Source organism: Oceanobacillus chungangensis, assembly GCF_003369565.1.
GTDB classification, from domain to species: Bacteria; Bacillota; Bacilli; order Bacillales; family Amphibacillaceae; genus Oceanobacillus; species Oceanobacillus chungangensis.
Map to the genome: position 1 here is coordinate 102,258 of NZ_PIOD01000005.1, position 26,975 is coordinate 129,232.

Here is a 26,975-nt window from a genome sequence, read left to right on the forward strand (position 1 = left end):
AGATCGAATTCGGAAATTAGGCAAAGAAAAGAATTCTATTCTGGATAATAACTAATATGCTTTAATAACCTCCTTTACTTTCTTAGGTGAAGTTAGGAGGAATAATAAAAAATTAACGAAAGACATAGTTATATGCTATATTTGTAGTAGTATAATTTTCTATAGTCTATACAGGTAGAAGGGGGTTTACGATGGGAATACTTACTTATTTATTAGCATCAATCATATTACTAAATATTGCACTTGGTATTTCTATTGTATTTTTAGAACGGAAAGACGCAACTTCTACTTGGGCATGGTTAATGGTTCTTATGTTCATCCCAATTTTAGGCTTTATTCTCTATTTGATTTTCGGAAAGCCAATAAGTGGAAGTCGTATTTTCACATGGGATAAGAAAACAAGGATTGAAGTAAAAACAACAGTGCAATCGCAGCTTCGGGCACTGGAAGAGAAACGGTTTGAATTTAAAGATGAGGAAATCAATCATTTCTCAGACTTAGTTTACTTGCATCTTCGAAATGATGATGCTATTTTTACACAAGATAATCAAGTGGATATATACACAGATGGTAAAGTGAAATTCAAAGCATTGATACAGGATATGGAAAAGGCGAAGGATCATATTCACCTGTTATATTATACAATTAGACATGATGAGCTAGGGCAACGAATCGCAGACGTCTTAATTAAGAAAGTAAATGAAGGTGTTCAGGTTCGACTATTATATGATGATTTGGGATCAAGGACGATGAAACGGAGCTATGTTAAACGGTTAAGGCAAAATGGAGTTCAGGTTGAGGCCTTCTTCCCGTCCAAAATTGCAAAGATCAATTTCAAAATTAATTACCGAAACCATCGTAAGCTAGCAATAATTGATGGAAGAATAGGCTATATCGGTGGTTTTAATATTGGTGATGAGTATCTAGGTAAGTACAAAAAGTTTGGATATTGGCGTGACACACATTTACGCGTAATAGGACATTCGGTCCAAAATATGCAAGCAAGGTTTGTCTTGGATTGGAATCAAGCATCAAGAGATGATATATTACCTGAAGATCGTTATTATGCTGCTGAGTCTGCAGGGGATGTCGGCCTCCAGATTGTGTCGAGTGGTCCTGACACGGAATGGGAACAAATTAAGAATGGTTATATCAAAATGATTTTATCCGCAAAAAAATATATCTACATTCAAACACCTTACTTTATCCCCGATGAAAGTCTCCGGGATGCATTAAGAATTGCGGCATTATCAGGTGTAGATGTAAAAATTATGATCCCAAATAAACCAGATCACCCATTTGTTTATTGGGCAACATTGTCGAATTGTGGTGATTTACTGAATGCCGGTGCAGAAGTGTATATCTACCAAAATGGATTCCTCCACGCGAAGACCATTGTAGTAGACGGGAAAATATCATCTGTAGGTACGGCAAATATCGATGTCCGCAGCTTTCGCCTAAACTTTGAAGTAAATGCTTTTATCTATGATGAGGAAACAACGACTCGGTTGCTTCATGCTTTTTATGATGATATTAAGCTATCAACGCAAATGACCAGAAAGCTATACGAAAAGCGATCGGTTGGTATTCGCTTTAAAGAATCAGTATCACGATTAATTTCACCAGTTCTATGAGGACGTATTAGAAGCATTGGCTTTCATGTGATGGATGAAAATTCACAGTTGATATAAAGTGTGGACTAATGACAATTGTAATTACACAAATCGGGCTAGCAGTTGCTATTTATACACGAGTCGCCAGTATCTAAAATATTCAGCTTCGATAGATAGTTTTTTTGCCATTCTTTTGTCGCTAAATACTGCACTATCCCCAGCGGAAGAAATACACGAAGACTCCTGCGGGAAAAACGGCCTAGGTGAGACTCTGAAGTGCGTCAGCACAAAGAGGCTCACCAGCCGCCCGCGGAAAGCGAAGTGTATTTCTGGAGCGACAGCCAAAGAAGCAAATATCATCCACAGTTAATTCACAGTTTATCTAAACAGCAACAAACTAACGAAATAGAGCATATATAAAAGAAATAATAAATGAGGAGAAATGTTATGTTAGAGGCAAAATCTTGTGCGGATTCATTAGCAGTAAAAACTACGCAGGTTTTTCCGCCAGACACGAATATTCACGGCACACTATTTGGTGGAAGACTACTTGCACATATTGATGATGTTGCATCGATTGCCGCGATCAAGCATGCTAGACAGCCCGTTGTAACAGCTTCAACGGATTCGGTCGATTTTCTAGCGCCTGTAAGGGTTGGGCATTCGATTACGATTGAAGCATTTGTTACTTGGACCCATCGGACGTCAATGGAAGTATTCGTAAAAGTAATTACAGAAAACCTTCTGACTGAAGAAAAAAGGGTTTGTAATACAGCATTCCTGACTTTTGTTGCAATCGACGAAAGTGGAAAGCCGGTTCCTGTCCCGCCAGTTTACCCAGAAACAGAGCTAGAAAAACAACTCTTTGAAAGTGGGTCAATTCGAGCGCAGCAACGAAAAGATAGGAAAAATAGATCAAAAGAGCTTGCGAATGAATTAGGAGCAGACTTTTTGTGGGACAAAGATAAGTAGATTATGGATATCTTTACCCATTGTGGTTTTGGAAAGTAGTAACATATGCTGAACAGCTATTTCGTATTCCTCTCTAAACAAAAAAAAGGGCTGCAATAAAAGCAGTCCTTAACCTTATTATGCGTCTTTCTCTGCTACTTCTTCATGTGTTACGTGTTGGTCCGCCCAGGATTGAATTTCTTTTATTACCGGCTCTAGTTCTTTACCTTTTTTCGATAGAGAGTACTCAATCCGAACTGGAAATTCAGAATAGATATTCCGCTCAACAATCCCTTCTTTTTCAAGCATTTTTAAGCGATCGGAGAGTAGTCTGCCACTGATTGGCAAGTCCGCTTCCATCTCTGAAAAACGCTTTGTACCATTTAGCAAGTCAAACAAGATTAGTCCAACCCAGCGTGTACTAAGCAGACCCATCGCTTTTTCAAAACGCGGACATAAGTTAAATTCCTTCATCATTTTCACCTCACTCTACTTAAAATTGAATTCGTGTATATATAATAGAATGCCCGTAATAATTAATTACAATTAGTAACTTAATATCATTTTAACATAAAGTTTATCTTACGTAAATAAACCCAATGTATGGCTAATGAGAAATACGAAATAAATCTTTGGTAATTTTCATTTAGTTGTGACAGAATAAGGCTATGTAAATTTTATATTGGAGGTATAAAGATGATAGAGCAACAATTACTTGAGAAATATGCAGCACTAGCATTGCAAACTGGTGTTAATTTGCAAAAAGGACAGCCATTAATGATTAATGCAACAATTGAAGGTGCTGATTTTGCCAAAATAGTAGTACGTAAAGCATATGAATTAGGTGCAAGTGACGTCCATATTAATTGGGCAGATGACGAGCTGACATTACTGAAATATGAAAATGCTCCAGATGGGGTAATTGCAGATTATCCTGACTGGAAAGTTGCGTTACATGATACATATGCAGAAGCAGGAGCAGCAGTGCTAAGCATTCGCTCTACCAATCCAGATTTATTGCAAAATATTGATCCAGCTCGAGTTGCGAAAGCAAATAAAGCTAGCGCAGAAAAAATGAAAAACTTCCGCTCTTATACGATGAATGACCGGATTCCTTGGTCAATTATTTCGATTCCTTCAGGTGATTGGGCACAGAAAATTTTCCCTGATAAAACTCGTGAAGATGCTATAGCAAGCTTATGGGATGCTATTCTAAAAATTGTTCGTGTTGATCAAGAGGATCCAATCGCTGCATGGGATGCACATAATGCAACATTGAAAACTGCACGTGAAGTATTAAATGACCGAAACTACAAAAAGCTAGTGTTCAAATCACCAGGTACTGATTTGGAAATCGAGCTTCCAGAAGGGCATATTTGGAAGGGTGGTTCTGCAAAAGCAGAAACCGGTGTCATGTTTAATCCAAATATGCCAACAGAAGAAGTATTTACAATGCCACATAAATATCATGTGAATGGAACGGTTGCAAGTACAAAGCCATTAAATTATGGCGGCAGCATCATTGATAATTTCAGTCTTACCTTTAAGGATGGAAAAGTGGTTGATTTTAAAGCGGAACAAGGAGAGGAAGTATTAAGTCATCTATTAGATGCTGATGAAGGCGCACGTCGAATTGGTGAAATTGCACTTGTACCAGATGAATCTCCAGTATCGCAATCCGGGTTAATTTTCTATAATACGTTATTTGATGAAAATGCGTCCTGCCACATTGCCTTAGGAAAAGCATACCCAACAAATCTAGAAGGTGGAGCAGCAATGACCGCAGAAGAGCTGGACGAGCATGGGGTTAATGATAGCTTAATCCATGTAGACTTCATGATTGGTTCAAATCAGTTGGATATCGACGGTGTGAAACAGGATGGGACGACGGAAGCCGTATTCCGAAGCGGAACTTGGGCACTTGATGTGAAGGGGTAAGTGGTGGAGATCTATTAGATCAGGAATTTACCAATTATAAAGTAAGTAATGTGACTAAAATGACTATAGAATTAAAGCAAACAGAATAATAAAAGAAGCAGAGGAAATTATCGTTAATGATAACTTCTTGTGCTTCTTTTTTAATATTATTTTCTGCTGATTATAAGAAAAAATAACTAGTCATACCATAAGCATTCAACTGCTATATCTTGCGGGAACAGAAGAGATAATAAAAACTCGAATTTTCTGATTTATTATTTACAAATAATTTAAATAACTATATAATTAAGAAAACTTAACTGTTAAGGAAGGTAATGAAATTATTGAAAAAGAAGGACATCATACATCAGATAAATTATTTACTAAATAATCTAAGCATCCAACTAGCAAAGAAATATGATAATAGGATTAATAATGAATTAACCGTAAAGCAAGTCTTGGTATTGGAATATATTAAACATGGTATTACTTCAACTAAGGATTTAGCAGAACAATTAAATGTATCAACAAGCGCAATAAGTCAGCTGTTAAATAAACTGGAGGATAAAGGATATATTGAGCGAGTAATTAATAAAAATAATCGCCGGGAAATAATTTTACATTTAGCGGCGAAAGGAAATCAGTACATCGGAGAATCAAGAAAGCTGGATGAAGAAATTTATAGAGATGTTTTTGGTCAGTTGCCCTTAGAGGATTTGGAACAGTTAGCAAAGATTTTTAACAAACTAAATGCGATTCTAGAGGAGAAGAGGCAATGATTCTTGTAGAAAGAGGCAAGTATATCTGGTTATTATTACTTGGTTTGATTTTAGGTAGTAATATTGTATTATACAATACGAATCTAGGAAATATTATATTACCAACAGATACTGCTTTAGTTGTTTTTGGATCATTATTTGATCTAATCATATTTGTGCCTGTTTTTTTCATGCTGTATAGGAAGAAATTTTCTATTAAACTAGCAATTGCGCTAGTTGCGGCAGGTTGCATTTTAGCAAGAGTAGTAATTCCCTCTAGCATGCTGCTGCCTTTTGAACCCGTCATTTGGACTGGAATAGCTATTGAAGCGGTCATCATCTTCTATGAAATTGTTCTGATTATCGCGTTTGTTCGTTATATGCCAAAAGTAATAAATGATGTTAAAGGGAGTTCACTACCTGTTATCTTTTCATTTCAGCAGGCAGTGGACCGGTATGTTAAGAACAATCCGATCATCCATGTGATTTGTTCAGAAGGATTAATATATTATTACGCATTTTTTAGCTGGAAGGAGAAACCGGCTTCGGGAGTAACCCTTTATAAAAATACAAGCTACATAGCGGTTCAAGGGATGTTACTCCATGCATTGGTTATAGAGACTTTAGCTGTCCATTGGTGGCTTCATAACGTATCGGTTATCCTTTCAGTAATTCTGTTAATTATGAATATCTACACGTTCATATTAATAATAGGAAACATTCAAGCCCTTCGATTAAACCCAATCTACGCAGATAACCGAGCAATGTATATTTCTATGGGGTTATTCAAACGTATGAAAATAGAATTTGATAATATTGAAAATATAGTAGAAGACTCGGCTATATTGGAGAGGAAATTAGCCAAGGATACGATTGATTTTCTGGTTAGTGATTTTGAAAAAGTATATCCTGATTTTATATTACATATGAATAATCCAGTGAAAGTGACCTATTTAATGGGAATAAAGAAAGCTTACTCAAAAATAGCCATTCGTTCTGATAGTCCTGCTGAGCTGAAACAGATCCTGTTGGAAGGAATAAAAAGAAATAGCTAATTTGCAGGAAAGTCATGAAGCATCATCTAATCGTATTAATAGGAGGTTACTATGTTAAACTTTCCATTTATTAATAGAAAGTATAACGATTATACCAATTGGGTCAAAGATCATTCTTATGGAATCAATGATTTGGCAACAAGTAAGTTTGAAGATTTCTCATTCTTAGAGGAAGTGATTAGTGAGAAAAGAATTGTTTGGTTAGGCGAAAATGGGCATGGAATTAGAGAGCATAACCTGCTTAAGAATAAAGTCGTTCACTATCTCTATCATAAAATGGGATTTAAAGTGATAGCATTCGAAAGCGGGTTAACGGAATGTTATACCTCTAACTATGTTAAAGATGAACTTTCAGCGAAACAATTATTGGATAAATCCATTTTTTCATTGTGGAAAACAGAAGAAACATATCCATTATTTGGGTTAATAAAAGATAACAGGGAGTTGAAACTTATAGGTTTTGATTTTCAGCCCTCTATGAAACAGAGTTTGTTGACGGACTTTTTGGATAAGATAAATATTGACTTCCCACAGGAATTTATAATCAATATACAAAATGTGGAAGAAAAAACAGCCGATTGGTATGACCGTATGGGCAAATATAAAGCAAGAAGAAAGAGAGTGCCCAAAGATATTTTGCAGGAATATAAATTATTTCAAAAAGAACAAAATGAGCGGATAGATCGTTTACATCATATACTGAACGATATTAAAAAGTATTTTATTAATATTGCTTTGGACATGCCCTATAAATTCATTAAGAAGGCATTGGACAATAAACGCCTATTTTTAAATCATTTTACTGATAACGACAGAGTTTATTCCAAATTCCGAGATCAAGTAATGGCAGCTAACTTAGAATGGATTTGTAATGAATTATATCCCAATGAAAAGATTATCATTTGGGCCCACAATGCTCATATTTATAAAAATTATCAATCAATTACGAAGTACAGACCAATGGGGTCATTAATAAGCAAAGCATTGATGGATGACTCTTATTACATTGGACTTTTTATGTATGAAGGAGAGGCAGCTTTGATTAATCGAACAGTCTATAAAATTGGCAAACCTCCGAAAAAGAGTTTAGAGGATTATATGAATCATACCGATTCAGTGATTTCGTTTCTGGATTTCTCAAATGTCAATCCACGATCATTCAATAAGTGGATATTTGAAAAAACGTTAATATTAGAGCATGGTACGATGCAAAAATTGATAACACCAGCAGAGCAATTTGATGGGATATTTTTTGTGAAAGAGGTTTCGCCACCTCATTATATATAGAATTTCTAAGAATGGAGGAAATAATTTAATGCTATCTGACTTATTTTCCTTCATCTATTTTAACTTGGCTTTTGAATATCGAAGCGAAAATGGCTCTAAACCTACCCACAATCACAATAAAAAACCCGCCATGAGGCCACTTACACTCCTTAAGGCGGATCCTAATACTCTACATCAACCCGTTCTTCACTAAAACAGCTTTTATTTTCGTATAATCATAGCCCTCAGGTAATGCTTCCTTCAAAGGCTTTAGTTGGGGCTCTTCGATTTGTTCGCGTGCTGCTAGTACTGCGGCTTCTTCTTCATCATTAAAAAAGATTCCCCATGCAATTGGATGACCCTCTTCAAATGCTTTGAAAATATGGTTTTCAACTGTCTGCTTTTTCATTTCACGAATGGTAGCTATGTCTTTGATTTGTTTACCAGATTGGAACATTTGATACGAAATAATATGGCTCGGGCGATCATCATCAGCCGTTTTGGACTTTGTTCTCGGAGCAGAAGAGTCTCCAGTAATTCGGATTTTTTCTTTTATATTCGGGTTCTCTTTACGCCAATTTTGAATGATTGTAAGGAATTCTTCACCATATTGCTCATATTTCTTTTCACCAATACCTTTGATTTCCAGCATGTCTTCTTTTGTAACTGGGAAATATCGACTCAATTCCTTTAAGGTGACATCGGAGAATAGTACATATGGTGGGACACCTTTATCATCGGCAATTTGTTTTCTTAATGTGCGTAATTGAGAGAATAAATCTTCTTGATAGTCTGCTTCATCACTTGTTGGAATGGTAAGAGTAAACATTTCAACTGGACGCTTTCCTTTGAGCACGTCAACAGAGTTTTGGTTCAATTTTAATGTTGGGAACTTACCCTCCTCGGTTGCAAGCAATCGTTCGGCAATAAGGAAGTGGATTCGTTCTGTAAGTTCTTTCTCTGTATAAGCGGACATAATTCCATAGGTTGTGAGCTGGTCTAATCGGAATTCCTTTAGTTTTTTATCACGAGAACCTTTTAATACTTTTGCTGTCATCCCGACTCCGAAACGTTCGCCCATTCGTTTCACACAGGATAATATCATTTGTGCTTCTTCTGTGATGTCATCTTTTTCCTTAAGTTCCACACAGTTACTGCAGCGACCGCAAGTCATTTTTGTAACTTTGTCATCGAAGTATTCTAAGATAAAAGATGATAAGCAACTATGTGTATGACAATAATTAATCATTTCTTGAAGCTTATGGTACTCATTTTGCTTAGCAGCATCATCCATTAACGATTGCTCGATTAAGAATTTCTGTAGCTGTACGTCCTGCTGCGAGAAAAGTAAAATACAGTCACTGTGTTCTCCATCTCTTCCAGCTCTTCCAGCTTCTTGATAGTAGGACTCAATATTCATTGGCATGGCATAATGAATGACAAACCTTACATTGGATTTATCGATTCCCATTCCAAATGCATTGGTGGCAATCATGATTGAGCTCTCATCATGTATAAAGGCTGCTTGTGCTTGTTTACGCTCGATTTCCGACATGCCAGCATGGTATTTAGCGACGTTTGTCCCTCTTCTAGTTAGCTGTTCATGCAATGTATCCGCCTGTTTACGGGTTGCTGTGTAAATGATGCCAGATTCATTTGGATGTTCCTGGAGAAAGGACCGAATATAGCTCGTCTTATCTTTCCCTTTAACAATGTGGAAAGATAGATTATCACGTTCGAATCCTGTATTAACAACATGTTCAATATGCAATAATTCCTTAATATCGTTAATTACTTCCTCTGTAGCTGTCGCTGTAAGAGCGACGAACACTGGAATATTATTTAGCTTCTTCAAATTGGGAACAATTGAACGGTAGCTTGGTCTAAAGTCGTGTCCCCATTGAGAAATACAGTGTGCCTCATCGAATGCGACTAGAGCAATTCGAATTTTTCTTACTAAATTTACAAATGATCCCGATTCAAATCGCTCTGGTGCAACATAAACAAATTTATAACGACCGGAAGAAATATCGCGTAACCTTGTTTGTTGTTCACCTGCTGTAAGGGAGCTATTGATATAAGTAGCGGCAATACCATAGGAGTTTAGTGCATCGACTTGATCTTTCATCAATGAGATTAATGGGGAAATAATAATTGCAGTTCCGTCCATTGATAAACCAGGGATCTGGTAGCATAAAGATTTACCTCCTCCTGTTGGCATGACAGCAAGTGTGTTTTTCAACTGTAATATATGTTCAATTGTAGCAACTTGCCCAGGACGAAAGGTCTCATAACCAAAATACGTTTGCAGAATTTTTTCTTCTTTTACTAACATTACAGCTGTTCCTCCTTTTTCTAATTTCATCCTATCATATTTATAATTGGAAAGGTTAATTTGAATTGAAATATATCAAGATTACCTTGGCAGATAACGATTCAGATAAAAAAATATGAAACAATTAGAAATTTAAACGAGGATATGTTATAGTGTGTTTATAATAAAATACGGTTTGATTTAGGTGGAGTCTGTCAACAAGGGATGATTATTTTCTTTGTTAACAGGCTCTTTTTTATTTACTATAGGATAGGGACTATTCAGATAAATGAGGAGATAGGTCGGATAGGATTAGCTATTAATCAAAAGTTATTTTCGCTAGTCTATATTAGTCACCTTAGGAGATTACAGGTTTCAATTAATCATCCGTATTTCAAACTCAACAAATAATTGAAATTTGTGGAATTTTCCTTTTTCTATAAAAAATGGTAAAGTTAGAAATGAATCGACTTATTATTCTATTTTCTTGAAACTATAATAAGTTATAAAATTATGTACATAAAAGGTTGGAGGTTAAGTTTATGACTGTTGGTCTGATAATTATATTATTACTTGTACTGTTTTTACCGTTCTTTGTTAAGCCGGTTGAACAAAATCTAGAAGTATTTTTATTTGTGATGGGTCTATTATCAGCGATTGTTGCTGGTGTTCTAAATTGGGAATTATTTACTCATGCCTTAAAGGATCCAGTTAATATTACACTCGCAGTATTAATTGCTGGTTTATTATTTAAGTGGTTAAAAACACCAATTGAAAAAGGGATTTTGAAAGTAAGCCAAGCAATGAGTATTCGTTTATTTTTAGCGATTATCATCGTTATTTTAGGACTTATTTCTAGTGTTATCACAGCGATTGTCGCTGCAATTGTTTTAGTAGCAATCATTAGTATTTTACAGCTTGATCGAAAGACGCAAATACAAGCAGTAATACTAGCATGTTTCTCAATCGGCTTAGGTGCTGTCTTAACACCGCTTGGGGAACCTTTGTCAACAATTACAACGAGTAAACTAAATGAGGATTTCTTCTACCTATTTGATTTAATTGGTATAGAAGTAATTGTCGCTGTTGTGATTATAGGTGTATTTTCATTCTTCTTCTTAAAACCAAAGGAAAATACTGAAATAGCGACTGGAGATAATAGTGAAGAAAGTTATAAGGAAATTATTATTCGCTCGATCAATATTTATCTATTCGTAATGGGCCTTACTCTACTTGGTGCAGGTTATGAGACTTTGGTGAACCTTTACTTACTTGACTTAAGTCCATCTGTACTATATTGGATAAATATGATTTCAGCTGTTCTAGATAATGCAACATTAGCTGCTGCGGAAATAAGCCCAGCAATGGATCCAGAAACCATTCGCTTCCTTTTACTTGGTTTAATTATTAGTGGGGGAATGTTAATCCCAGGAAACATCCCAAATATTATTTCAGCAAATAAGTTAGGAATTACGAGTAAAGAATGGGCTAAATATGGTGTTCCAATTGGTCTAGTGGGAATGGTTATCTTCTATATTTACCTAATTTTAGCTAGTTAACGATTAGGAAGGCAGTTGTTAGATTCGTAAAGTAAAGATAGCCTCCCCGCAGCTTTACACAAATGCTGGAGAAGGCTTATCAAATAGAAAAAGAATAATATACTCGCTTATCTTATTAAAGAAAGCGTTGGTTCCAATTTGATAAATTTTAATTGGAGCTCAACGTTTTTTATTTCCACTTAATAATTTACATTTCCTCCATTCACCTATAAACTGTCAATATATTATTTTTGGTTGGAGGTGTAAGATGTTCCCTTTAGAATTATTTGAAATCATGCTAATTGGTATATTAGGTATTGGCTCACAATGGATTGCATGGCGCTACCGTATGCCAGCAATAGTCGTTATGTCGATAACGGGATTATTAGTCGGGCCAATCTTTGGAATAATAAACCCTGAAGAAGGATTCGGCGATTTATATAGCCCAATTATTTCAGTTGCTGTAGCAATTATTCTATTTGAAGGCAGCTTGAACTTAAACTTTAAGGAGCTTCGTGATATCGGTAAGCCTGTTTTCAGGATCTCGACACTTGGTGCATTTATTGCTTGGATTTTAGGTTCATTAACAGCTCATTATGTTGCGGGATTATCATGGGCCGTAGCGTTTGTGATCGGTGGATTGTTTATCGTAACGGGTCCGACCGTTATCATGCCACTACTTCGTCAAGCAAAGTTAAATCCTAGACCAGCAAAAGTTCTTAAATGGGAAGGAATAATTGTTGACCCATTTGGTGCATTACTTGCTGTCTTTGCTTTCAAGGTTATTGAATTTTTAACGGGAGTTATTCCAGATATAACACATCTCCTATTGTTCTTTGCTGCTTCTATTTTTGCAGTACTATTAGGTTGGGTCTTGGGTAGAGGACTAGGTTGGTTGTTCGAAGAGGGGCATGTTCCAGAGTTTCTAAAATCGCCTGTAGTTGTAGTTGTTGTTATCTTCTGCTTTACCTTAGCAGATATTGTTATGCATGAAACGGGACTTCTTTCTGTCACTGCAATGGGACTGACACTTGCAAACCTAGGGATAAGTTCAATTTCCGATATGCGACATTTCAAGGAAAATATTACCGTTTTATTAACGTCGAGCATTTTTATTATGCTGACTGCTTCGCTCGAAAGGGAGACATTACTGCAAATATTTAGCCCGAATATTATTGGCTATGTTCTATTAATGATGTTTGCAGTCAGACCATTATCGATATTCTTATCAACCATCGGGACAGGATTATCACTTAATGAGAAAACATTAGTAGGCTGGATTGCCCCACGAGGGATTGTTGCTTTAACGGTTTCTAGCTATTTTGCGACGATCCTGCTTGATGCTGGATATCAGGATGCGGAAATTCTAACAGCTTTAACCTTTGCACTCGTCATCTTTACCGTTGTTGCTCATGGGTTTTCCATTGGCTGGCTAGCAAAGAAGCTTGGCCTATCATCAGAAGGGCACCCTGGAGCGTTGTTAATTGGTAGTAATAAATTTACCGTTGAATTGTCAAAGTCATTATCAAAGGCAGATATTCCTGTTATTATCGTTGATTCGAATTGGGAAAATCTAAGTCTCGCTCGTAAAGCCGGAGTTTCCTTTTATTATGGTGATATGCTTTCTGAACAAACGGAGCATATATTAGATACGATTCCATATGATTATCTACTAGCGGTTACAGATGACCATGCTTATAATTCATTGGCTTGTACAACATTTGTACCAGAGTATGGAAGAACCAATGTCTTTAAAATTAGCCCATATACAGAATATGGAAATGGTTATTCAACAGGTATTGTTTCCAAAGTTGGCGGGCGAATCCTGTTTGATAAGAAATTTTATTTAGAGGATTTGCTCCAAAAGCTTGAAGAGGGCTATGTATTTAGACAGACCACACTGACAGAGCAATTTAGTCATGAACAATACGTCGCTGAAAAGGATGACGAGACTGTTTTCTTATATTTAATAAAACCATCTGGCCAACTGAAATTTTATTCAGAAGAAATGCGTACTGTACCGTCAACAGGGGATAAGATTATCAGCTTGACACCGCCAACAAAGGAAAAAGAGAAGATTCAAGCGAAAATAGAAAGCATTCGTGAAGATGAAAATGAAAATCAAAAATAACGATTCAAAAAAACTTGATTCGTATCATTCATAGCTAATTTTAGATAAACTGCGAGGTAGTTTAATGTACCAAGGGCTCTCGGACCAGTCGCTCCAGAAATACACTTCGCGCATCCTAAGGGAGCTGGTGAGCCTTCTTGTGCTGACGCACTTCGTAGTCTCACCTAGGCTCTTCTTCCCGTAGGAGTCTTCGTGTATTTCTTCCGCTGGTATTGTGCAGTAACTAGAAACGGCAAACTTAATTGATTTAGCTAAAAGAATCGAGCCACTTGTAAATGAAACTCGCTTAACAAAAAAAGCAAAAAATATAGAAGGAGTGACGCTTATATTAGCGTCACTCTATTTTATCTAATTGGCGATTTACTTCCGCAATTTCGTCCTCTAAACGAATTAATTGCTGCTCAGCGGAGGAAACCCTTCCACGCACATATTCTAATTTATCCATATCACTTTGAATTCGAACATAATCTGACTTTAATTCATCAAGCTTTGCTTGCAGTTCTCTTTTCTCCATCATCGATAAACCACCCCTCTACTCTTAGTTTAGTGAAAATGGCTTTACATAACAAGAAAATTCGTTAATATTAGAAAAAAAGGGGGAGGAATAGTATGAAGCTTTCATTAGCAACTTCTGTTTCAGACTATAGGAACAAGGTGGATTCATTATTATTGAAAAAAGAATGCTGCAATAATTTAATATTGGGCTTGTTAGGGAACTTTCAAGAGGACGAACCAGATTGCTATCTAGGGTACGTAGAACGCGATGGAGAAGTTATCTATGCATTCATGCAAACACCTCCGCATAACTGGATATTGGCAGATGTCGAAAGTGTAGAAAAAGCGGTCTTGGAAGAGATTGCTAGCTTCATATATGATAAGGATTTACATGTTCCAGGCGTCCTTGGACCAGATCTATATGTTGAAAGATTTGTCAGCAAATATGAGAATTTGAGTAAAAGAAACGCTAACTTGCATATGAATGAATTGATTTATCAACTCGATTTGGTGCAGGTAGAAATCGACGGAAACGGTCAGCTAGTTCAAGCAAGTAATGAAGACTACTCACTAATAAAAAGCTGGTTAATTCAATTTGGCATTGAGGCCAGGGTGCCAATTACTGAACAAAGGGCATCCATTCTCGCGCGGACGTATTTAGAAAATGGATCGGTTTATCTTTGGAAATTAAAGAATCGAGCGGTATCGATGGTTAATAAGTCTAGACAGACGAAGCATGGCGCGACCGTTAATGCTGTTTTCACACCAGACGAGTTTAAACGAAATGGTTATGCAACTAATGTTGTAGCTGCACTAAGCCAAAAGCTTTTAGATGAAGGTCTGAAGTTCTGTAGTTTGTACACGGATCGAAGCAACCCAACTTCAAATAGCATTTATAAGAAAATCGGCTACAAAGAAGTCGGTACATCGATTGTCTATCATTTTGAAAAAATAGATTAACAAAAAGCAAGGGAATAGTGCGCTACTATTCCCTTGCTTTTTTGAAAATTTAAAGTAAAGCTTCTTCTTTATTTTTCTTCGAGTCCACATAGGTTTCATAGAAGTGAACAATGATTGTTCGTATAACAGCATATGCCGGTACTGCGAAGACAATTCCTAAGAAACCGGCAATACTTCCCGCAGCCAAAATTACCGTAATGATGGTTAATGGATGTAAGTTTAATGCTTGCCCCATTACGTTTGGTGAAACGATATTACTTTCAAATTGCTGAGCAACAATCATAATAATCGATACCCAGATAAGATTATATGGATCTTGAATTCCTCCAACAATCAGTGCTGGTGTAACGGCAAGAAATGGTCCTAAATATGGAATGACATTTGTTACCATTCCGAACAAAGCAAGTGCTACTGCATAATCAAGGCCAATAATGAGGTAGCCGATTAATAATAGGACACCAACAACAAAACTAACAATAAGCTGTCCCTGGATAAAAGAACCTAATACCGCATCCAATTTACCTAATAAACTTCGGATATTATTTGCTTTTTTCTTTTTAAAGATATGTGTAATAAACGGTACCAATTTATCACCATCCTTTAACATAAAGAATAGGAAGAATGGGATCAATACTAACCCTGCAGCAATACTGATTACTTGACCGATAAATCCACCAATAAATCCGAACAGATAGTTTACTACCGTTTCAATATGGGTTGGCAATTCGTCAGTGAAGCTTATGATTGGATCAAGCACTGCATCTGGAATAAGTGTGTAATGTTCCTGCCAATAATCAATGAAATTCTCTACAGCAACAATCATCGTTGGAATGCTTTCAAATAGGTTGATTGATTGATCACGAGCGATTGGCCAAATGAATAGCAAGAATAACGCTACAACTACGATTATTGTAATGAATATAATAATAATAGAAGCGATGCGATGAACTTTCCGTTTTTCTAAAAAATGCATTAATGGCTTTGTTAAATAATAAAGAATACCTGCACCTATAATTGGAAATGCAACAGCTCCCAAATATTGTATAAATGGTACAAATACGAACTTAGTAGAATTCATTAGCAGAATTAATAGAAAGAACATAATTAAGAAGAGTAATACGCTAAACCATCGTTTGTTAACCACTACATCACCACTTTCCGATAATAATATTTAATACTATTTTACTCTTAAAACCCAATAATAGGAAGTATGGTTTCCTATATAACTATTATTCTTGCCATATGGAGAAGACAGTAAACATATAGGATAGAATATTCAATCGGAATATGCTACTATTTGAACATACATAAATCATGGGGGAATAGAATTAGATGAAAAGTTGGCAACAGGTCTTTCAAAAGTGGAGTACGTTTCAAAATCTTGATGTATCACTTAAAGCGAAATTGGATGAAATAGAAACAAATAATCAAGCATTAGAGGATGCTTTCTATAAAGAATTAACATTTGGAACTGGTGGAATGCGAGGCATATTAGGTCCGGGCGTTAATCGGATGAATATATATACAGTAAGAAAAGCGGTAAACGGATTAGCGAACTATTTGCTAGCTAATCGTGTAAATGTGAAGGACCGTGGCGTAGTAATTGCTTATGATTCACGCTATATGTCAAAAGAGTTTGCAGTCGAAGTGGCAAAAGTATTAGGTTATTATGGGATCCGTACTCATGTATTTGAATCGTTAAGACCAACTCCAATTCTATCATTTGCAGTACGATATTTAGGAAGTGTGGCAGGGGTGATGATTACTGCGAGCCATAATCCGCCGGAATATAACGGCTTCAAGGTATACAATGAAACTGGTGGTCAGATTGTTCCTGAAGAGGCAGAGAAAATTATCGCATCTATTAAAGAAACGGATGATGAATTATCAGTGCCATACTTGGAGTTAGAGCAATTAACCGCAAAACGATTAATAACGTGGGTAGGAAAAGAAGTTGACAATGCTTATCTAGAGCGATTAGCGCAAATTAGTCGCCTGGATTCAGTGGCATTAAATCAGGAAAAAGAGCTAAAAATTGTTTATACGCCTTTACACGGAACAGGACTTGAACTTGTCACGAGAGGATTAGCACAGCTTCATTTTCCAAATGTTCATGTGGTGGAGGATCAAGCGATACCAGATCCAGCCTTTTCCACTGTCGAGTCACCAAACCCAGAAGAACATCAAGCATTTAGTCGAGCAATTGCATTAGGGAAACAAGTGAACGCAGATATCTTACTTGGTACCGATCCAGATGCAGACAGGTTAGGTGTTGCCGTAAAGACAAAAGGTGGGGAATATCAAGTATTAACTGGAAATCAATTAGGTTCTCTACTTTTAGACTATATTCTAAAACGTAATGATCCCGTCGTCTATCAGAATGCAAGAATGATTAAGACCGTTGTTACAACAGAATTAGGCAGAGCGATTGCTAATTCCTACAAAGTGGAAACCATTGATACCTTAACCGGATTTAAATATATTGGTGAGAAGATTAATCAATTCACCTCAACAGGAGAAACCTTCGTCTTTGGCTATGAAGAAAGCTATGGTTATTTAATTAGCAGCTTTGTCCGTGAAAAAGATGCCATTCAAGCGGCAGTAATGGCTGCAGAAATGGCGAGTTATTGGCAGAAGCAAGGGAAAACATTATTCGATGCATTAGATGAACTATACGGAAAGCATGGTTATTATTTGGAGGGCTTGTCATCATTGACTCTAAAAGGAAAAGAAGGCGGGCAGCAAATAACGAACATTATGCAAGCCATTCGCGAACAACCATTTAAGGAAATTGCAGGATTAAAGGTTGAAAAGGTAGAAAACTACTTATCAGGTGAACGAATTGTTATGAAGGAAGATAGGAAAGAGAAAATTAATTTACCAAGAGAAAACATGATGAAATTCATGCTCGAACAAAACGCTTGGGTTTGTCTGCGTCCATCTGGTACAGAGCCTAAAATTAAATGCTATTTCGGTGTTTGTGGAAATAGTAGTGAAGCGAGCAAACAAAAATTAGTAGCTTTACAAGAAAAAATGGACGGAATTATCGCCGGAATCATCAATCAGTAGACAATTATATGAGAGAAAATAGAAGCAACCATTCTTTGCCAAGGGATGGTTGCTTGTTTAAATTTAGACAAAAGAGGAATAGAATGAATTAGATCCCGGTAATGGATAATCTACTTAACTTCTATAAATAATAAGCGTATAATCTTTAAAAAAGGGGAGTAGCTATACATTTTAAATCGTCAGCACGAGAGATTATCTCCGGTTTAGAGTGGCAACAAACGTTGTTTGCAAGACCTTTACCAGAAAAAGGTGGGGGTTCTTTCTATTTGATCCTAACCTAATATCAACATAATTAAGGAGAGAGAACATGGGATCAGAATTAATCATTGCATATTTAGGAGTATTAGTTGTTTTAATTTGCCTAGAGGGATTGCTTGCCGCAGATAATGCTGTTGTTCTAGCAATCATGGTCAAGCATCTTCCGGAAAGTCAACGTAAAAAGGCTTTATTCTATGGACTAGCAGGGGCATTAGTCTTAAGGTTTGGTTCATTATTTATTATTTCCTTCCTCGTGGATGTGTGGCAAGTGCAGGCACTAGGAGCGCTATATCTACTCTTTATGTCAATTAGAAACTTGATAGAGCGGCTTAGAACGAAACCAGAGATTGAAAAGGAAGAAGTAAAATCGGCGATTAGAGAGAAAAATGTACCAGAGGTTTCGAAAAAGCAATTTTGGTGGACTGTAGTGAAGGTTGAGTTTGCTGATTTAGCTTTTGCAGTAGATTCAATCTTAGCTGCAGTTGCATTAGCAATTACACTTCCGGTAACAAACCTTGGTACAATTGGAAGCCTTGATACAGGGCAATTTTTCGTTGTATTTGCCGGCGGTATGATTGGTGTAGTCATTATGCGTTTTGCAGCAAACCTGTTTGTTGGTCTTCTTCAAAAACGACCAAACCTAGAAATCGCAGCCTTCGTTATCGTTGGCTGGGTTGGTGTTAAACTTGCTGTCATGGTTATTGCGCATCCGGCAATCGGCTGGATCCCTGAGGCATTTCCACACTCCACAATTTGGCAAATTATTTTCTACGGTGTATTAGTATTAATTGCACTGATCGGTTGGTTTTCATCAAAGCCAAAAACGGATGTAAATTAAGATTAACAACTTAATAAGACAATCACTTTATTGAAGGGTGATTGTTTATTTTTATCAAACAGGGGATACTAAAAAATATTTTGGTAAGTATCTAGTTGACATCTATAGCTAATCCTGTTTAAATAAAAGTAACATAATATTTCCTAAAGGGGAGTAGCTGTACAATTAATGTCGTCATTACGAGATAATATCTCCGGCTTAATTGGCAACGTGCGTTGTTAGCGAGACCTTTACCATTATAGGTAAAGGTCTCTTTTTGTGGTCTTACCTGTAATGTGGGTAAGACTATTTTGTTTGTAGTTAGGGAATCTAACTATAGAAGTACAACTAAGGTTGTGAAAAAGAGGCTCATGGGAGTCAAGTTTACTAACTAAGGAGAGAAAACATGGGAGCAGAACTGATTTTAGAGTATTTATGGGTATTAGTTGTACTAGTTGGTCTTGAAGGGTTACTAGCAGCAGATAATGCTTTAGTATTAGCAATTATGGTAAGACATCTTCCGGAAAAACAAAGAAAAAGAGCGTTGTTTTATGGCCTTGCGGGGGCATTTATTTTACGATTCGGTTCCTTATTCGTTATTTCCTTCCTTGTTGATGTATGGCAGGTTCAGGCATTGGGAGCGGCATACTTATTATTCATGTCGATTAAGAACTTGTACGACCGATTCAAATCGAAAAACGGGAATGAAGAAGAGCCAGTAATCAGGGAAGAAGATATAAAGGAAGCGACACCAAGGGAATTCTGGTGGACTGTTGCCAAAGTAGAATTTGCGGATTTAGCTTTTGCGGTAGATTCAATTTTAGCTGCAGTTGCCTTGGCATTAGCACTTACACCAAGTGGTTTAGGTACAGTTGGTAGTCTTGATGTAGCGCAATTTGCTGTTGTTTTTGCCGGCGGTATGATTGGAATCATCATCATGCGATTTGCAGCGAATATCTTTGTTGATATACTTCATAAACGACCAAACTTGGAAATTGCTGCGTTCGTTATTGTAGGATGGGTTGGTGTGAAGCTTGCTGTTATGGTAATGGCACATCCAGCAATCGCTTGGATTCCACATGACTTCCCACACTCAACAGTTTGGCAGTTAATCTTCTATGGTGTATTAGTATTAATTGCACTTGTCGGCTGGTTCTCATCCGGTCCTAAAAAAGAGGATAATCTAAAAGGATAATGAAAAAAGATGCTTGATCTCTATGGAGAATCAGGCATCTTTTTTTTGTGCCTGTCACTTCTCAGGTTTTGCCTGAAGTTTGTCGTACTTTTATTTTTGTAATTTAAAGTAGCACTCTTCTGGGAAAAGCTTGACGATAGCCAAGTTTTTAAATTTAATCTGCAATACCCAACCTAGTTATTTTTGATAGTTAATATATGGATTAGCAGTAGTGTAAAATTTGTGTAAAATTCAAGTTTCTCTATATACAGATATGTTAAGTTAATAATAGTTGAAATGTTTTATCTAAGGATAAAATCTCATTTTTAAAAGATATTAATGGAGGAAACGATGAAAAAGCATTCATTATTAGAGGTTCTAAGTGCTTCACTAAAACTAGGATTAACATCATTCGGAGGTCCAACTGCACACTTGGGCTATTTTAAAGATGAATATGTAGATAAACGAAAGTGGCTCGATGACAAGATGTATGCGGATATTATAGCGCTATGCCAATTTTTGCCAGGACCTGCGAGTAGTCAGGTAGGTATTGCAATAGGTATGTTGCGAAGGGGATTATTAGGTGGGGGAGTTTCCTGGCTAGGTTTCACATTACCGTCCGTTATTGTACTTATCTTATTCGCGCTTGCGTTTCAGTCTCTTACCCTAGGTGATGCGACCTGGATTGCAAGCTTGAAAATTGTTGCGGTTGCAGTCGTCGCTCACGCAATCCTAGGTATGGGGAAAAGTCTAACACCAGACAAACCGAGGATTGCTATAGCGCTTGGTGCAGCACTAATTATGCTGCTATTCCCGTCTGCATTAGTACAAATACTCGTTATTATTGGTGCTGCAATGATCGGATTCTTTCTGTTTTCAAAGCAAGCTGAGACCAATGTGCGCCCATTTTCTTTGGCAATTACGAAAATGCAGGGGATAATTGCATTAACTATTTTAGGGCTTTTATTAATTGGTTTGCCGATTCTTGCAAACGTAGTATCCAATAGTTATATTACAATCTTTGATATTTTCTTCAGGATTGGTACAATCGTATTCGGTGGTGGGCATGTTGTCCTTCCGTTACTCGAGCAAGAAGTTGTACCAAGCGGCCTGGTGACAAGTGGGGAGTTCCTTGCAGGATATGCGATGGCTCAAGCTGTTCCGGGGCCAATGTTTACACTTGCAAGTTATTTGGGGGCAATGATAAGCGGAACCGTTGGTGGAATTATCGCAACGATTGCAATGTTTTTGCCATCCTTTTTATTAATTATTGGTGCGTTGCCATTTTTAAATGCATTAAGAAAACGACCGAGCTTCCAAGGTGTGTTAACTGGTGTGAATGCGAGTGTTATCGGAATTCTATTAGCGGCATTTTATGATCCTGTGTTCATTAGTGCAATTGCTAATGGAGCAGATTTCGCCTTAGCTGTCATCTTGTTTTCTCTTTTGCATTTCTGGAAAAGACCTGCGTGGATGGTTGTAATTATCGGAGTTATTCTTGGCGAAGTAATCCATTTTATTTTTGTTTAATGGAGGAATCCAGTACAATAATTGATGAGGTGATTACATGGCAGAGCATCATTTTCATTTAAAGGCAGACTGGCCAGGTGGACGCAATAGTGAAGGATACATTGAAGCAGGTAATTTACAAACAAAGATTTCGATACCATCGGAAATGGATGGACCTGGAATTGGAACAAATCCTGATGAAATGTTATTAGGTGCTGCGGCAACTTGCTATATTATTACTTTGGCGGCGATGATAGAACGGGCGAGATTACCGCTAAAAGAAATGTCACTTGAATCAGTAGGAATTGTCGATGTAACGAATGGTGTTTTTACATATAAGAAGATCATCCATCGACCAGCTGTATCTTTAAAGGCGGATGCAAGTGAAGAAGAGCGGCGCAAGTTAATTAAACTTGTAGAAAAGGCTGAGAAGAGCTGTATGATATCGCGGGCAATTCAAGGGAATGTAGAGCTTGAATTAGAACCAACCATTAGTTAAAAACAAATACACTTAATACTGTATTTGTTTTTTTTTGATATAAAGAAATATAAAATTAATAATTAATACTTGAATATATTTATATTCCGGGGTATAGTTTAATTCGTATTAAAATCATAGGAATAATATTTATTGGGCTGATAAGAAGGTTTCAAACGTTCTCACAGCATAAGTGAACCTAGGGTAGACGTTACGAATGGAAGTGACCTAAACCTTCGTTTCCGAAATAACAGGAGGGTAAAGAGGATGGAAGCATTATTTATTATTATCAATATTGTCGTATTGCTTGCAATCATCGGCTTATTAATTTATATGCAAAAGAAACATGTTTCTTTTTCGAAACGTGTATTTACAGGTATGGGGCTTGGAATCTTGTTTGGTATTATTTTACAAGCAATTTACGGAGAAGGATCGAATATTCTAACAATTACATCAGATTGGTTTAGTATTGTTGGTAGTGGATATGTTCGTCTGCTAATGGTAATCGTTGTGCCGCTAGTAATGGTTTCGATTATCCGCTCAATCATTAATTTGGAAAAGACGCAAGAGCTTGGAAAAATGGCGGGCTGGATAATCGGAATTCTTATCACAACTACGATGGTTGCAGCACTAGTCGGAATTGGTTCTGCGTTGGTATTTGATCTAAATGCAGATCAAATTAAAGTAGGCGATGCAGAAACAGAACGCGCAGCTTCATTAGAATCACGCTACGCAGAAATAGAGGATCAATCAACACCACAAAGAATATTAGAATTTATCCCGAATAATATTTTCATGGATATGTCAGGTGGACGTCCAACTTCGGTTATTTCTGTCGTTATATTCTCCGTCATCGTTGGTATTGCAGTACTTGGTGTACGAAGAAAGAATCCAGAACAAGCAGATATGTTTGTAAAAATCGTAAACTCGATTTATACAGTCGTCATGCGAATCGTAACACTTATTCTACGCCTAACTCCATTTGGTGTATTGGCATTGATGACGAATATGGTAGCAGGTACAAGCTTTACTGGAATAATTGAACTTGGTAAATTTGTTATCGCCAATTATCTAGCACTTATTGTCATGTTCATCCTGCACTTAATTATTGTCGGATTGTTTGGTCTCAAACCGTTTACTTTTTTAAAGAAAGCTTTTCCAGTTCTAGGGTTTGCATTCACATCCCGTTCGAGTGCAGGTACTATACCATTAAATATTAAAGGGCAAAAAGATGCACTTGGTGTTGATGATAGTGTAGCGAATATTTCAGCATCATTTGGCGCAACGATGGGGCAAAATGGATGTGCAGGAGTATATCCGGCGATGTTAGCAGTAATGATCGCACCAACTATAGGAATCAACCCATTGTCATTTGAATTTATTATTCAACTCGTTCTTATCGTTGGAGTTAGTTCATTTGGTGTTGCAGGTGTTGGCGGTGGAGCAACCTTCGCAGCGATTATTGTTCTTTCATCAATGGGGCTTCCAGTAGGTCTAGCAGGATTACTTATCTCTGTTGAGCCGTTAATCGACATGGGACGTACAGCACTGAACGTAAGTGGCAGCATGCTTTCTGGAACATTAACATCCCGCATTCTAGGTAAATTAAATATTAAGAAATTCAATGATAAATCAGCAGTAGTAGACGCTACTACAGTTTAATCATAATGAGGAAAACAGCCACTCTATATTTTATAGTGTGGCTGTTTTTTTGCTTAGACGTTTATTTGTTGAAGAGCGCTCCACATTTGAATTAAGTCCTCTCCATTTTCTAATATTACATTAGGCTATCTGGGCATCCGAATGTCTCATTTCTCTTTTATATGAAAATATAAATTGTATATCAAAAAACAATTCAATTGATATGTCAAAATTGTTGTTAATTTGGCTGTCAATTGCACAGTTATTTTAGAGAAAGTACCGTTATTTATTTTACACACATAAAGGGGACCTCAGTTAAGAGATCCTGATTAAACACCAGTTCGTAATATAAGGCCAAGCAGATTTATCTATGTTGACCTTTTAGATATACTTTGGACTTCTATTCTTCACTAACACATTAACTGTTTTTAAGAATCTAAGTCAATATCTTCTATTTTCCCTTTATTATTTCCAAGTTTATTCCAGCTATATTTAATGTGGTATTGATGATTTACTCTTATTTGTTTGAATAAATCTTCTGTTACTTCAATTTTTTGTTCTTCTAAAAAGAGGTAATACTTTCCGTTCTCTGCTAACATGGTGTTTTCTTCGATATTAAAGTATCCTTCTGTTGTCATTCCATTTAGTTGATAATATCCACCCCATATGACAGTCCCTATTATGAATACACCTAAAATAATATAGATTTTTTTCAATACGATTCCCCCATAAATATTTATACCTGCAATGTTTGCGCAAAAGACGACTGCTTTTATTGAACTATCGCACCAGGTAGATTAAAAAGAAACATTGATTCTCTATAATGCCTCTGAGCTCATTGGTTAGACTTTCAGTAAGAGTAAAGTTGAACCATCATTATATAGAATTGGACTACCACCATCTTCATACCAGATATAAGGTCGTATTTCAGAAATACCGTCCTTGGGTCTGTCTAGTGAAAAAGTGATTGATTCTGAATCTGTAATTTCATTGTGAAACTCTACTCCTTCGCTACCCTTATAATTTAAAGGAATGCCTACTCGAAATCACTTCATCCTCTGAACATCCCGATGAAATTACTGAAATAATGAGAATCAATAATATCAATTTCCATTTTTTCATAATAGTTCTCTCTCATTATACCCGCTCTTACCTGGACTGTTAATACACCTCTACATAAAATAGCTTTAATCCTTCTAGACTTAACGCACCAGTTAGTGAAACTATTTTTTACTGGTTGTAAATATTTTTTGAGACAAAAAATAAGCCAAAGTTGCGACTAATAAAGTTGCAAAAAATGAAATTATTGAAGCCTGCCCGGACACTACTTCTTGACTCGCAATATTGCTAATTGAAGAAATATCTGGAGTATAAAGAGCTGTCAGAAGCCAACCTGATAAAATTTGAAATACTATGTACAACAAAACAAAACAGAATATAAATATGAGATATTTTTTCAACCTTCTCACTCCTTATACTTATCTACGAAACAATTATAAACGAGGTTTCATATTTTACCTTTCTTAAACAAACCCCTCTAGTTAAAAAGATCGCCATATTGACGATCTCCATTTATGCTAAAGCACCAGTTCGTAATATTAGGTTAGCATGAATTTACTGGTGGATATTTTTCTATAAATTCTTATTATAACGGTAGTTGGGCTAAGATGGAAAACCCGTGGGACTTGGTTCCGCCAATTTAACATAAATATCTCATTAATTCTTAGCCATTAGACGTTTGATATTTTTATAGTAAATTAAACAACTTTATTGTTACTTGATATTATCTTTCATGGGAATAAGTTTATATCGTTTATCTGATTATAAATCATATTTAAATAGTATAGGTATCGATCATATGAAATTGAACTTTCGTTATGGTGAAATAAGATAGGTTGAATTTTATGATTTATATAACCTCTTGGCAGCATCGAATATTTCGCCAAATGTTTAAACGATAGTCTTGTAACTGAATTTTCCAGATAGGCTGATTGATTACTCCCTGGCATTCTTGTCTTATTTAGAGCTTGAATCATTTGTTTAGCGTTCCCTATTCCTATTCCATGCCCAAAATATGTGCCATCTTCCAGAAGTACGGCATTTTCTCCTCTCCACCAAGGGGTTTCTAGATTAAAATCTGGATTATTAAAGTAGACGACATCCCCAGGTAAGAAATGACTCGTTTTAATGTCGTGTATTCCTAGATCAGATTCAGAATGCCAGCTATATAAATAGAGATTTTGAAATAATTGATTAAATAAATGTTCATCAATACTCTTTAGAACAGCATGGTAATAGATAATTATTATTGCAGTAGCACATTCAAACTCATATAGTGAACTATTTTTGTAAATGTCTCGAATGGCATCAGATGGTTTTACATCATCCCTTAATCGGAATCCGCCGGCATCTGTCAATAGCCAATATTGGGGGTTACAACGAGAATTTTCTAAGCTCGCAAACTGTGAATTGCCTTGATACATGGATCTTGAACTTTCTATAATGTTTTTTCGCAACTTGAGTTCAAACGATAATTCATCCATGGATTGATACGAATGTACGATTGGATCTTCCTGCATTCGTTGAATGATTACATTTTCTATACTATCAGATGTCCACATACCACTTTGTTGAAACTGCATCCCTGCTAGTTGTATCACAATCCTTCACTCCATTTTAAATGTCATTTGTAGTATTACCAGCATATTCAACTCTTTTTTGAAAGTGTTGTTGAATTACACTATACAATATTAAAGTTGTTTAATTCTAAATCCACGAATAAGCATTACCCCGTCCATACAAATGGACGGGGTAGAAATAATGCTATTACTGCCCTGTTAATTTTACTGGTTGTGTTCACATAGAATTCAGGGAAAAATGGGAGCGCTTAATTCAAATGTGGAGCATGGAGAAATATCTTAAAATCTCATTACAACCAAATATCATCGTTTCATCCCACTAACAGTTTAGTTACATTCCAATTAAGTTCCGTAATTTCTTATGTAATTATTAATAAAAAGGGGTAAAGTAA

The 26,975-nt window shown here is 36.4% G+C and carries 22 protein-coding genes; 15 read left to right on the plus strand and 7 right to left on the minus strand.

Annotated elements, in window-relative coordinates:
* Window positions 1–191 precede the first annotated feature (191 nt).
* Window positions 192–1,634 carry a cardiolipin synthase gene (cls, locus tag CWR45_RS04375; RefSeq protein ID WP_115748588.1) on the plus strand — a complete coding sequence of 481 codons (1,443 nt, stop codon included), beginning with the start codon at window positions 192–194 and terminating at the stop codon, window positions 1,632–1,634.
* Window positions 1,635–2,060: 426 nt separating this feature from the next.
* Window positions 2,061–2,585 (plus strand): acyl-CoA thioesterase, encoded by a 525-nt coding sequence (locus CWR45_RS04380; protein WP_115748589.1) that lies wholly within the window; start codon window positions 2,061–2,063, stop codon window positions 2,583–2,585.
* A gap of 117 nt (window positions 2,586–2,702) precedes the next feature.
* Here the strand turns inward: CWR45_RS04380 and CWR45_RS04385 are convergent, their stop codons facing one another.
* Complete coding sequence (locus CWR45_RS04385) at window positions 2,703–3,038, minus strand: winged helix-turn-helix transcriptional regulator (protein ID WP_115748590.1); 336 nt, start codon at window positions 3,036–3,038, stop codon at window positions 2,703–2,705.
* Between the two features lie 222 nt (window positions 3,039–3,260).
* Here CWR45_RS04385 and CWR45_RS04390 point away from each other — a divergent pair, with 222 nt between their 5' ends.
* The 4 genes from CWR45_RS04390 to CWR45_RS04405 all read left to right on the plus strand — a co-directional run bounded on the left by CWR45_RS04390 (window position 3,261) and on the right by CWR45_RS04405 (window position 7,581).
* A complete protein-coding gene (locus tag CWR45_RS04390; RefSeq protein WP_115748591.1) occupies window positions 3,261–4,502 on the plus strand; it encodes an aminopeptidase in 1,242 nt (413 codons plus the stop codon).
* A 314-nt stretch (window positions 4,503–4,816) separates the two neighbouring features.
* On the plus strand, window positions 4,817–5,260 hold the full coding sequence (locus CWR45_RS04395) for a MarR family winged helix-turn-helix transcriptional regulator (protein ID WP_115748592.1): 444 nt from the start codon (window positions 4,817–4,819) through the stop codon (window positions 5,258–5,260).
* The gene (locus CWR45_RS04400) at window positions 5,257–6,294 is read left to right on the plus strand and encodes a beta-carotene 15,15'-monooxygenase (protein ID WP_115748593.1); all 1,038 of its coding nucleotides are present in this window, start codon (window positions 5,257–5,259) and stop codon (window positions 6,292–6,294) included. The genes CWR45_RS04395 and CWR45_RS04400 overlap by 4 nt, the downstream gene beginning before the upstream one ends.
* A gap of 51 nt (window positions 6,295–6,345) precedes the next feature.
* Window positions 6,346–7,581 carry an erythromycin esterase family protein gene (locus CWR45_RS04405; protein WP_115748594.1) on the plus strand — a complete coding sequence of 412 codons (1,236 nt, stop codon included), beginning with the start codon at window positions 6,346–6,348 and terminating at the stop codon, window positions 7,579–7,581.
* Between the two features lie 169 nt (window positions 7,582–7,750).
* On the opposite strand, the gene recQ is transcribed toward CWR45_RS04405, so the two are convergent.
* Window positions 7,751–9,895 (minus strand): DNA helicase RecQ, encoded by a 2,145-nt coding sequence (gene recQ / locus CWR45_RS04410; protein WP_115748595.1) that lies wholly within the window; start codon window positions 9,893–9,895, stop codon window positions 7,751–7,753.
* A 521-nt stretch (window positions 9,896–10,416) separates the two neighbouring features.
* Between recQ and CWR45_RS04415 the strand changes: the two genes are divergently transcribed.
* Complete coding sequence (locus CWR45_RS04415) at window positions 10,417–11,433, plus strand: DUF1646 family protein (RefSeq protein ID WP_115748596.1); 1,017 nt, start codon at window positions 10,417–10,419, stop codon at window positions 11,431–11,433.
* A gap of 247 nt (window positions 11,434–11,680) precedes the next feature.
* The gene (locus CWR45_RS04420) at window positions 11,681–13,543 is read left to right on the plus strand and encodes a cation:proton antiporter (protein ID WP_115748597.1); all 1,863 of its coding nucleotides are present in this window, start codon (window positions 11,681–11,683) and stop codon (window positions 13,541–13,543) included.
* A 334-nt stretch (window positions 13,544–13,877) separates the two neighbouring features.
* On the opposite strand, the gene CWR45_RS04425 is transcribed toward CWR45_RS04420, so the two are convergent.
* The gene (locus tag CWR45_RS04425) at window positions 13,878–14,057 is read right to left on the minus strand and encodes an SE1832 family protein (RefSeq protein ID WP_115748965.1); all 180 of its coding nucleotides are present in this window, start codon (window positions 14,055–14,057) and stop codon (window positions 13,878–13,880) included.
* A 95-nt stretch (window positions 14,058–14,152) separates the two neighbouring features.
* Between CWR45_RS04425 and CWR45_RS04430 the strand changes: the two genes are divergently transcribed.
* Complete coding sequence (locus CWR45_RS04430) at window positions 14,153–14,998, plus strand: GNAT family N-acetyltransferase (protein ID WP_115748598.1); 846 nt, start codon at window positions 14,153–14,155, stop codon at window positions 14,996–14,998.
* A gap of 49 nt (window positions 14,999–15,047) precedes the next feature.
* Here the strand turns inward: CWR45_RS04430 and CWR45_RS04435 are convergent, their stop codons facing one another.
* Entirely contained in the window at window positions 15,048–16,142 is a 1,095-nt protein-coding gene (locus tag CWR45_RS04435) for an AI-2E family transporter (protein ID WP_115748599.1), read from the minus strand.
* A 188-nt stretch (window positions 16,143–16,330) separates the two neighbouring features.
* Between CWR45_RS04435 and CWR45_RS04440 the strand changes: the two genes are divergently transcribed.
* The 6 genes from CWR45_RS04440 (at window position 16,331) to CWR45_RS04465 (ending at window position 23,965) form a co-directional block, all read left to right on the plus strand.
* The gene (locus tag CWR45_RS04440; protein WP_115748600.1) at window positions 16,331–18,067 is read left to right on the plus strand and encodes a phospho-sugar mutase; all 1,737 of its coding nucleotides are present in this window, start codon (window positions 16,331–16,333) and stop codon (window positions 18,065–18,067) included.
* A gap of 307 nt (window positions 18,068–18,374) precedes the next feature.
* Entirely contained in the window at window positions 18,375–19,163 is a 789-nt protein-coding gene (locus CWR45_RS04445) for a TerC family protein (protein ID WP_115748601.1), read from the plus strand.
* A 385-nt stretch (window positions 19,164–19,548) separates the two neighbouring features.
* Window positions 19,549–20,337, plus strand: coding sequence for a TerC family protein (locus CWR45_RS04450; RefSeq protein WP_115748602.1), 789 nt, complete (start codon window positions 19,549–19,551; stop codon window positions 20,335–20,337).
* A 330-nt stretch (window positions 20,338–20,667) separates the two neighbouring features.
* Window positions 20,668–21,846, plus strand: coding sequence for a chromate efflux transporter (gene chrA, locus CWR45_RS04455; protein ID WP_115748603.1), 1,179 nt, complete (start codon window positions 20,668–20,670; stop codon window positions 21,844–21,846).
* A gap of 37 nt (window positions 21,847–21,883) precedes the next feature.
* Complete coding sequence (locus CWR45_RS04460) at window positions 21,884–22,324, plus strand: OsmC family protein (RefSeq protein ID WP_115748604.1); 441 nt, start codon at window positions 21,884–21,886, stop codon at window positions 22,322–22,324.
* A 246-nt stretch (window positions 22,325–22,570) separates the two neighbouring features.
* On the plus strand, window positions 22,571–23,965 hold the full coding sequence (locus tag CWR45_RS04465) for an L-cystine transporter (RefSeq protein WP_115748605.1): 1,395 nt from the start codon (window positions 22,571–22,573) through the stop codon (window positions 23,963–23,965).
* A gap of 407 nt (window positions 23,966–24,372) precedes the next feature.
* On the opposite strand, the gene CWR45_RS04470 is transcribed toward CWR45_RS04465, so the two are convergent.
* The 3 genes from CWR45_RS04470 to CWR45_RS04480 all read right to left on the minus strand — a co-directional run bounded on the left by CWR45_RS04470 (window position 24,373) and on the right by CWR45_RS04480 (window position 26,604).
* On the minus strand, window positions 24,373–24,660 hold the full coding sequence (locus CWR45_RS04470; protein ID WP_115748606.1) for a hypothetical protein: 288 nt from the start codon (window positions 24,658–24,660) through the stop codon (window positions 24,373–24,375).
* A 507-nt stretch (window positions 24,661–25,167) separates the two neighbouring features.
* Window positions 25,168–25,404, minus strand: coding sequence for a hypothetical protein (locus CWR45_RS04475; RefSeq protein WP_115748607.1), 237 nt, complete (start codon window positions 25,402–25,404; stop codon window positions 25,168–25,170).
* Between the two features lie 330 nt (window positions 25,405–25,734).
* The gene (locus CWR45_RS04480) at window positions 25,735–26,604 is read right to left on the minus strand and encodes a protein-glutamine gamma-glutamyltransferase (protein WP_115748608.1); all 870 of its coding nucleotides are present in this window, start codon (window positions 26,602–26,604) and stop codon (window positions 25,735–25,737) included.
* Window positions 26,605–26,975: the final 371 nt, after the last annotated feature.

Bases quoted from the DNA above. Each gene is read 5' to 3' on its own strand.
- CWR45_RS04440 (WP_115748600.1), top strand. From the start codon at position 16,331: ATGAAAAGTTGGCAACAGGTCTTTCAAAAGTGGAGTACGTTTCAAAAT.
- cls (WP_115748588.1), top strand. From the start codon at position 192: ATGGGAATACTTACTTATTTATTAGCATCAATCATATTACTAAATATT.
- CWR45_RS04425 (WP_115748965.1), bottom strand. From the start codon at position 14,057: ATGGAGAAAAGAGAACTGCAAGCAAAGCTTGATGAATTAAAGTCAGAT.
- CWR45_RS04405 (WP_115748594.1), top strand. From the start codon at position 6,346: ATGTTAAACTTTCCATTTATTAATAGAAAGTATAACGATTATACCAAT.
- CWR45_RS04445 (WP_115748601.1), top strand. From the start codon at position 18,375: ATGGGATCAGAATTAATCATTGCATATTTAGGAGTATTAGTTGTTTTA.
- CWR45_RS04385 (WP_115748590.1), bottom strand. From the start codon at position 3,038: ATGAAGGAATTTAACTTATGTCCGCGTTTTGAAAAAGCGATGGGTCTG.
- recQ (WP_115748595.1), bottom strand. From the start codon at position 9,895: ATGTTAGTAAAAGAAGAAAAAATTCTGCAAACGTATTTTGGTTATGAG.
- CWR45_RS04415 (WP_115748596.1), top strand. From the start codon at position 10,417: ATGACTGTTGGTCTGATAATTATATTATTACTTGTACTGTTTTTACCG.
- chrA (WP_115748603.1), top strand. From the start codon at position 20,668: ATGAAAAAGCATTCATTATTAGAGGTTCTAAGTGCTTCACTAAAACTA.
- CWR45_RS04400 (WP_115748593.1), top strand. From the start codon at position 5,257: ATGATTCTTGTAGAAAGAGGCAAGTATATCTGGTTATTATTACTTGGT.
- CWR45_RS04465 (WP_115748605.1), top strand. From the start codon at position 22,571: ATGGAAGCATTATTTATTATTATCAATATTGTCGTATTGCTTGCAATC.
- CWR45_RS04390 (WP_115748591.1), top strand. From the start codon at position 3,261: ATGATAGAGCAACAATTACTTGAGAAATATGCAGCACTAGCATTGCAA.
- CWR45_RS04395 (WP_115748592.1), top strand. From the start codon at position 4,817: ATGAAATTATTGAAAAAGAAGGACATCATACATCAGATAAATTATTTA.
- CWR45_RS04430 (WP_115748598.1), top strand. From the start codon at position 14,153: ATGAAGCTTTCATTAGCAACTTCTGTTTCAGACTATAGGAACAAGGTG.
- CWR45_RS04460 (WP_115748604.1), top strand. From the start codon at position 21,884: ATGGCAGAGCATCATTTTCATTTAAAGGCAGACTGGCCAGGTGGACGC.
- CWR45_RS04450 (WP_115748602.1), top strand. From the start codon at position 19,549: ATGGGAGCAGAACTGATTTTAGAGTATTTATGGGTATTAGTTGTACTA.
- CWR45_RS04380 (WP_115748589.1), top strand. From the start codon at position 2,061: ATGTTAGAGGCAAAATCTTGTGCGGATTCATTAGCAGTAAAAACTACG.
- CWR45_RS04420 (WP_115748597.1), top strand. From the start codon at position 11,681: ATGTTCCCTTTAGAATTATTTGAAATCATGCTAATTGGTATATTAGGT.